The organism is Pseudonocardia sp. (genome assembly GCF_025965585.1).
In the GTDB taxonomy this organism is placed as follows: Bacteria; Actinomycetota; Actinomycetes; order Mycobacteriales; family Pseudonocardiaceae; genus Pseudonocardia.
This window is the reverse complement of record NZ_JAOPWR010000010.1, coordinates 1-5434: the sequence shown is the minus strand read 5'-3', so window position 1 is coordinate 5434 and position 5434 is coordinate 1. Positions and strand designations below refer to the sequence as shown.

Sequence of the window (5434 nt, the reverse complement as noted above, 5' to 3'; positions counted from 1 at the left end):
TGCGCCGTCATCGTGGTGAGGATGCCGCCGAAGAAGTCGAGGTAGCGCTTGCCGTCGGCGTCCCAGACGTGGCGGCCCTCGCCGCGCTCGATCTCGATCGGCTCTTCGTAGTAGACCGCCAGCCAGGAGGGCAGGACTGCGCGGGTACGGGCGAACAGCTCCTGAGCACTCATCGCACTCCCTCGCTGTGCTCGGTCGGCCCATCGTGAGACGTATCAGCGCGGGGGCGCAGTGACACTGATTCGCTCGCAAGATCGCTCATTGCTCCACCAGCGGTCCGTAGGCATCGGGGCGGCGGTCCCGGTAGAACGCCCACTGCTGGCGCACCTCGTCGATCATCCCGAGGTCGAGGTCGCGCACCACGAGCTCCTCGTCGCTGCCCGACGCAGGTTCCCCCACGAACTGCCCGCGAGGGTCGACGACGTAGCTGGTGCCGTAGAAGTCGTTGTCGCCGTACTCCTCGACGCCCACGCGGTTGTTGGCGGCGACGAAGTAGCCGTTGGCGACGGCTGCCGCGGGCTGCTCCAGCTTCCACAGGTGCGACGAGAGCCCGCGGCTCGTGGCGGAGGGGTTGAACACGATCTGCGCGCCGGCCAGCCCCAGCGCACGCCAGCCCTCGGGGAAGTGGCGGTCGTAGCAGATGTAGACGCCGATCGTGCCGAACGACGTCTCGAAGACGGGCCAGCCCAGGTTGCCGGGCCTGAAGTAGTACTTCTCCCAGAAGCCCCTGACCTGAGGGATGTGGTGCTTGCGGTACTTGCCCAGCACCGTGCCGTCGGCGTCGATCACCGCGGCGGTGTTGTAGTAGTTGCCGGAGCTCTCGATCTCGAACACCGGGACGACCAGCACCATGCCGGTCTCGCGGGCGAGCGCCTGCATGCGTGCCACGGTGGGGCCGTCGGGCACGGGCTCGGCCCAGGCGTAGTGCTCGGGCTCCTGCACCTGGCAGAAGTAGGGAGCGTTGAAGACCTCCTGGAAGCCCATCACCTGGGCGCCCTGCTCGGCGGCCGCACGCGCGTAGGACTCGTGCACCTCGATCATGGACGCGGTGTCGCCGGTCCACTTCGCCTGCAGGATCGCGGCCCGCACCACACCGGGTTCCCACGTGTCGTTCATGCCAACCTCCGTCACTCCCGCCGCGGTCGGCGCGCGGGAAGTGCACACGGTGTGCCGTCCGGGGGCTCTCGCGCAAGACCGTCGAGCGACCGGGCATCTGCTCGTCACATTGACGTACCGGTCATCGGCGGCGTCCGGTGACGGGCGTTCCTGCCGTGGGATGGAACGGGCGCTAGATTCCCCGTGCAGGGCGTGAGCGCACGATCGCGATTCAGGAGTTCCGTACATGGCCAGTTTCGAAGAGGTCCGTTCCGGCATCGCGCTGGCCAACGACAAGGCCTCGGAGAGCCTCGGGGCGTTGCAGCAGGCCCACTCGGCTCTTGAGCAGGCCCAGGGCATGATGCTGCGTGTCTCCGAGGGCAGTGGGCAGGCCGATGTGTCCGAGGCCAACGGGCTGCTGGCGCAGGCGGTCGGCAGCGTCGTCGAGGTCCAGCAGTCCGTGGCCGCAGCCATCCAGGCCGCCGAGAGCGTCGCCGCCCGGCTGTGAGCGCCGCCGTGACGAGCGCTGCGCCGTGAAGAGAGGCCTGCCGTGACGGAGTCCCTGGGAGAGATCCGAGCCGTGCTCGCCCTCGTGGCCGAGCAGCTCGCGGGCGCCCAGCAGCACGCCGGTGTGGCCCGGGGCCACATCGAGGACGCCGTGGGCGTGCTCACCGAGCTCGGCGAGCACCACTCCGAGCCCCTGGTGCCGCCCGAACTCGCGCACGCGGCCGACGTGCTGGAGCGGTCGCTCGGGCTGATCGGTGCGGGCTCGCAGGTCGTCGCCGACATCGGCGCAAGGCTCTGAGGCGTGGCCCCGATCATCGGTGGCCGTCGCCGTCGCATCCGCGCCGCCTACGACGCGCTGTGCGACGCGATCGCGGCGGCGTGCGGCGCATCCGACATGGCGCGCGAGGCGGCGCGACGGGCCCACCTGGACGCACTGGCCGAGCTGTGGCTGCGGGAGGCCGGCCTGGGCGACGCGGCCGTCGACCCGATGCTGCGGCCCATGCTGCGCAGCCCCGAGCTCGCCCACGTCGTCCGCGCGATCGAGCGGGACCGCACCTCCGACCGCGCGCCGGACACGGCACTCCCCGAGATCGACGAGATCGTGGCGAAGGCGGCCCCCGGCCCGGCGGGCGGTGACCCGGCGTCCTGGCTCGGTACGGTCGGCACCGTCGCGCTCAGCGGCGCGATCCCGGAGCTGTGGCGGATCGGCACCGGCCGGCTCGGGCCCCTGGCACCGCCGTTCCCCGTCGCCGTCCCGCTGCTCGACGAGGCGCACCTGCAGGTCAGCTCCCACCCCGACCGCCTCGACGTCGCGATCGGCCTGGTCGAGAGCCTCGTGATGCGGGTGATGAGCACGTTCGTGCCCGGTGCCGTGCACGTCCACGTCTGGGACGTGCGCCAGCTCACCGGCCCGTTGCCCAACCTGCACCCGCTCACCCGCACCGGGCTCCTGACCGTCCACGACCCCGGCGGGCTGTCGCTGCTGCTGGAGGACCTGTCCGACCGGATCCGGCGCGTGCACACCCGCGTTCTGATCGACGGCTACGCGTCGTTGCGCGCCATGCCGCCCAAGGACCGTTCCGAGCCGTGGGTCGTGGTGGTGCTGGTGGGCAACCGCGAACCCCTGCGCGACGACGATCAGCGCCAGCTCCAGCGGGTGGCGGCCGGCGGGTTGCCGTGCGGCGTGCAGCTCGTCATGGTCGACGTCCCCATCTCCGTGGGAGCTCCGGTGGAGACCGTCACCATCGACGACGAGGCCGCACGCTCGTCGATGACCGGCCGCTACGTCAGCGTCCGGCCGGACCCGGTGCCCGTCGCGTCGGACGTGTCCCGGGCGTGCACCGCGATCGCGAAGGAGCACGAAGAGCGGCGCAACAGCATGGGGACGTTCGACGACCTGCGCCCGGACGAGTGCGAGGAGCCTGAGCGCTCGGCCCACCAGCTGCGCTTCCCGGTCGGGTTCACCGACGGCAGGGCGGTGCAGATGACCCTCGGCGACGCGTCGCCGCACGCCCTGGTCGGTGGCCCCAGCGGGTCGGGCAAGACCAACTTCCTGCTGGCCATGATCGGTGCACTGGCCACCCGGTACTCGCCCGACGAGCTCGAGCTCTACCTCCTGGACTTCAAGGAGGGCGTGTCGTTCGCGCAGTTCGCCCCCGGCAAGCGCGACGGCACGTGGTTGCCGCACGCCCGGCTCATCGGCGTGAACATCAACACCGATCGCGAGTTCGGCGTGGCCCTGCTGCAGTTCCTCTCCGACGAGATGCGGCGCCGCGCCGAGGTCGCGAAGGAGTACGAGGTCACGAAGCTGGAGGACCTCCGCCGTGAGGACGAGCACGGTCGGTGGCCGCGCATCGTCGCGGTGATCGACGAGTTCCAGTACCTGTTCGCGGAGAAGGACGCCGTCACGAGGGCGGCCGTCACCCTTCTCGAGGACGTCGCCCGCCGCGGCCGTTCGCAGGGCATCCACCTCGTGCTGGCCAGCCAGGACGTCTCGGGCATCGAGGCGTTCTGGGGCCGTCCGGCGATCTTCGAGCAGTTCGTGCTGCGAGTGGCGCTGCCGCGGGCCCGCCGCGTGCTGGACGACCGCAACGACGCCACGCTGGACCTGCCCCGCTGGCACGCGGTGATCAACCACGAGTCGGGCATGCGGCACGGCAACGAGATCGTCCGGCTGCCCAACGCGAGCATTCGGGGCACGATCGACGTCGTGCAGGGCGAGCTGCACGAGCGGTTCCACGAGGGCCGCGACGAGCCGCGCCTGTTCGACGGCAGCCGTTCCCCGCGCGTCGACGACCTGCTCGCCGACGTCGCGGCCGACGGCGAGCCGCGCGTGCTCGTGGGCCAGATCATCGACGTGGCGGGCAGCCCGGCGACCGCGGCGCTGCCTGCGGTGCCCGGCCGCAATCTCGCGGTGCTCGGGGCCGGCGCCCGGGACGCGGTGCGGGTGCTGGGCGCCGCCGCGGCAACCCTGGCGACCCACCCGCCGAAGGGTGGGCTCGACGTCGTGCTGGCCCCGCTGGTGGCCGACGCCGAGCACGCTGCCGCGGTGCTCGCCCGCCGGTTCACCGACGCCGGGCACGCCCCCGAGACCGTGCGCCTCGACGGGCTGCGCGACCGGGTCGAGGCGCTCGCGGCGGAGGTCAAGGAGCGGCTGGCGGGCGGTTCGCGGCGTCCGCTGGTGCTGGTTCTCTACGCCGTGGACGCGGCCGACACCGCCCTCGACCGGGCCGGTACCGAGGCGCTGCGGACGCTCGTGCACTACGGCCCGGAGGTCGGCGTGCACGTGCTGGGCTGGTGGCGCAGCGTGCCGCGGCTCAAGTCGCTGCTGATGATGGGCGCGTCGGTGGACGACCTGGGCGCCTGGGTGGCACTGGACGTGCAGGGCGTCGAGCTCCAGCAGTTGCTGCCCGGCGTGCTGATCAACTGGTCGCCGCGGCCCGGGCGCGGCCTGTTCTTCGACCGGGCGCAGCACGCCGCGCCCGAGGTGATCATCGTGCCCGCGGCGGAGGTGGAGCGAGCATGAGCGCAGCCGACGACTACAAGGCCGTCATCGCCGCCGTCACCGACGGCCTCGACGCCGACGCCGACCGCAACACCGCGCGCATCAAGGAGCTGCGCGGGCTCATGGTCGACCGCGGGAAGGCGCTGCGCGAGGCGAGCGACCGGCACACACTCACGCGGCTGGTGGCCGAGCTGGCGTGGGAGAGCGCCCTGGAGGTGCTCTGGGTCGAGACCTGGATCCAGATGCGGCCCTTCCCCAGGCCCGACCGGCTGGCCGAAGCCGCGGACCTCGCCGCCCACAACCTCGCTGTCGAAGAGTGGGCGGCCGAGCTGCGAGCAGCGGTTCAGCGCAGGCGGCTCGGGCTGCCCGGCACCTGACGGGTCAGCTCGCAACCACCACCAGCACCGTCCCGGTGGCCGGGTCGGTGCGCAGCAGCACCACGCGGGGACCGCTGCCCAGTAGGTGCGCGGCGACCTTCGCGTCGGCCGCGTCGGTGGTGGTCACCGACCGCACCGTCAGCACGGTCCGGGCGCCGGCCGGACCCGCGACGGTCACGGTGTCACCGACGGCCGGTGCGACGACACCCGGGGGCAGGCCGATCGCGGCGGTCCAGGCGCCGTCGGCGCCGGGGTACCAGTTGAGCGAGCCGTGGCCCGCGGCCGGAGCCGCCGGCAGTCCCGACGCGTCCTGGGTGGCGGTGCGCAGCACGAGGCCCGTGCCGCCCGGGAGGACGAGCCGGAGCGGGGGCTTCGGCGCCGGCGGCGTGGTCGTGGTCGGAGGGGTGGTGGTGGCCGGGGCGCCCTCCGCCGTTGCTGGCGGGGCCGGGGC

6 protein-coding genes and 1 pseudogene are annotated in these 5434 nt (G+C 72.7%); 4 read left to right on the top strand and 3 right to left on the bottom strand.

What is annotated here, in order from left to right:
• Nucleotides 1-173 (bottom strand): annotated as a pseudogene (locus tag JWR81_RS00470) (aspartate aminotransferase family protein); the annotation flags it as partial.
• A gap of 85 nt (nucleotides 174-258) precedes the next feature.
• Nucleotides 259-1116, bottom strand: coding sequence for a nitrilase-related carbon-nitrogen hydrolase (locus JWR81_RS00465; protein WP_297645193.1), 858 nt, complete (start codon nucleotides 1114-1116; stop codon nucleotides 259-261).
• Nucleotides 1117-1342: 226 nt separating this feature from the next.
• Here JWR81_RS00465 and JWR81_RS00460 point away from each other — a divergent pair, with 226 nt between their 5' ends.
• Genes JWR81_RS00460 through JWR81_RS00445 form a run of 4 tightly spaced genes read left to right on the top strand, consistent with a single transcriptional unit; the run spans nucleotide 1343 to nucleotide 4983 of the window.
• Entirely contained in the window at nucleotides 1343-1603 is a 261-nt protein-coding gene (locus JWR81_RS00460) for a hypothetical protein (protein ID WP_297645190.1), read from the top strand.
• Nucleotides 1604-1645: 42 nt separating this feature from the next.
• Entirely contained in the window at nucleotides 1646-1900 is a 255-nt protein-coding gene (locus JWR81_RS00455; RefSeq protein ID WP_297645187.1) for a hypothetical protein, read from the top strand.
• 3 nt (nucleotides 1901-1903) lie between these two features.
• Nucleotides 1904-4627: an FtsK/SpoIIIE domain-containing protein gene (locus JWR81_RS00450; protein ID WP_297645184.1), complete on the top strand. Its 2724-nt coding sequence runs from the start codon at nucleotides 1904-1906 to the stop codon at nucleotides 4625-4627.
• A complete protein-coding gene (locus tag JWR81_RS00445; protein ID WP_297645181.1) occupies nucleotides 4624-4983 on the top strand; it encodes a hypothetical protein in 360 nt (119 codons plus the stop codon). The genes JWR81_RS00450 and JWR81_RS00445 overlap by 4 nt, the downstream gene beginning before the upstream one ends.
• Nucleotides 4984-4987: 4 nt before the next feature.
• On the opposite strand, the gene JWR81_RS00440 is transcribed toward JWR81_RS00445, so the two are convergent.
• Nucleotides 4988-5434, bottom strand: a 447-nt coding sequence (locus tag JWR81_RS00440; protein WP_297645178.1) for a hypothetical protein, incomplete at its 5' end; no start/stop codon positions are given.

Excerpts from the sequence above, each read along its gene's own strand:
- JWR81_RS00465 (WP_297645193.1), bottom strand. The coding sequence starts at position 1,116 with ATGAACGACACGTGGGAACCCGGTGTGGTGCGGGCCGCGATCCTGCAG.
- JWR81_RS00460 (WP_297645190.1), top strand. The coding sequence starts at position 1,343 with ATGGCCAGTTTCGAAGAGGTCCGTTCCGGCATCGCGCTGGCCAACGAC.
- JWR81_RS00445 (WP_297645181.1), top strand. The coding sequence starts at position 4,624 with ATGAGCGCAGCCGACGACTACAAGGCCGTCATCGCCGCCGTCACCGAC.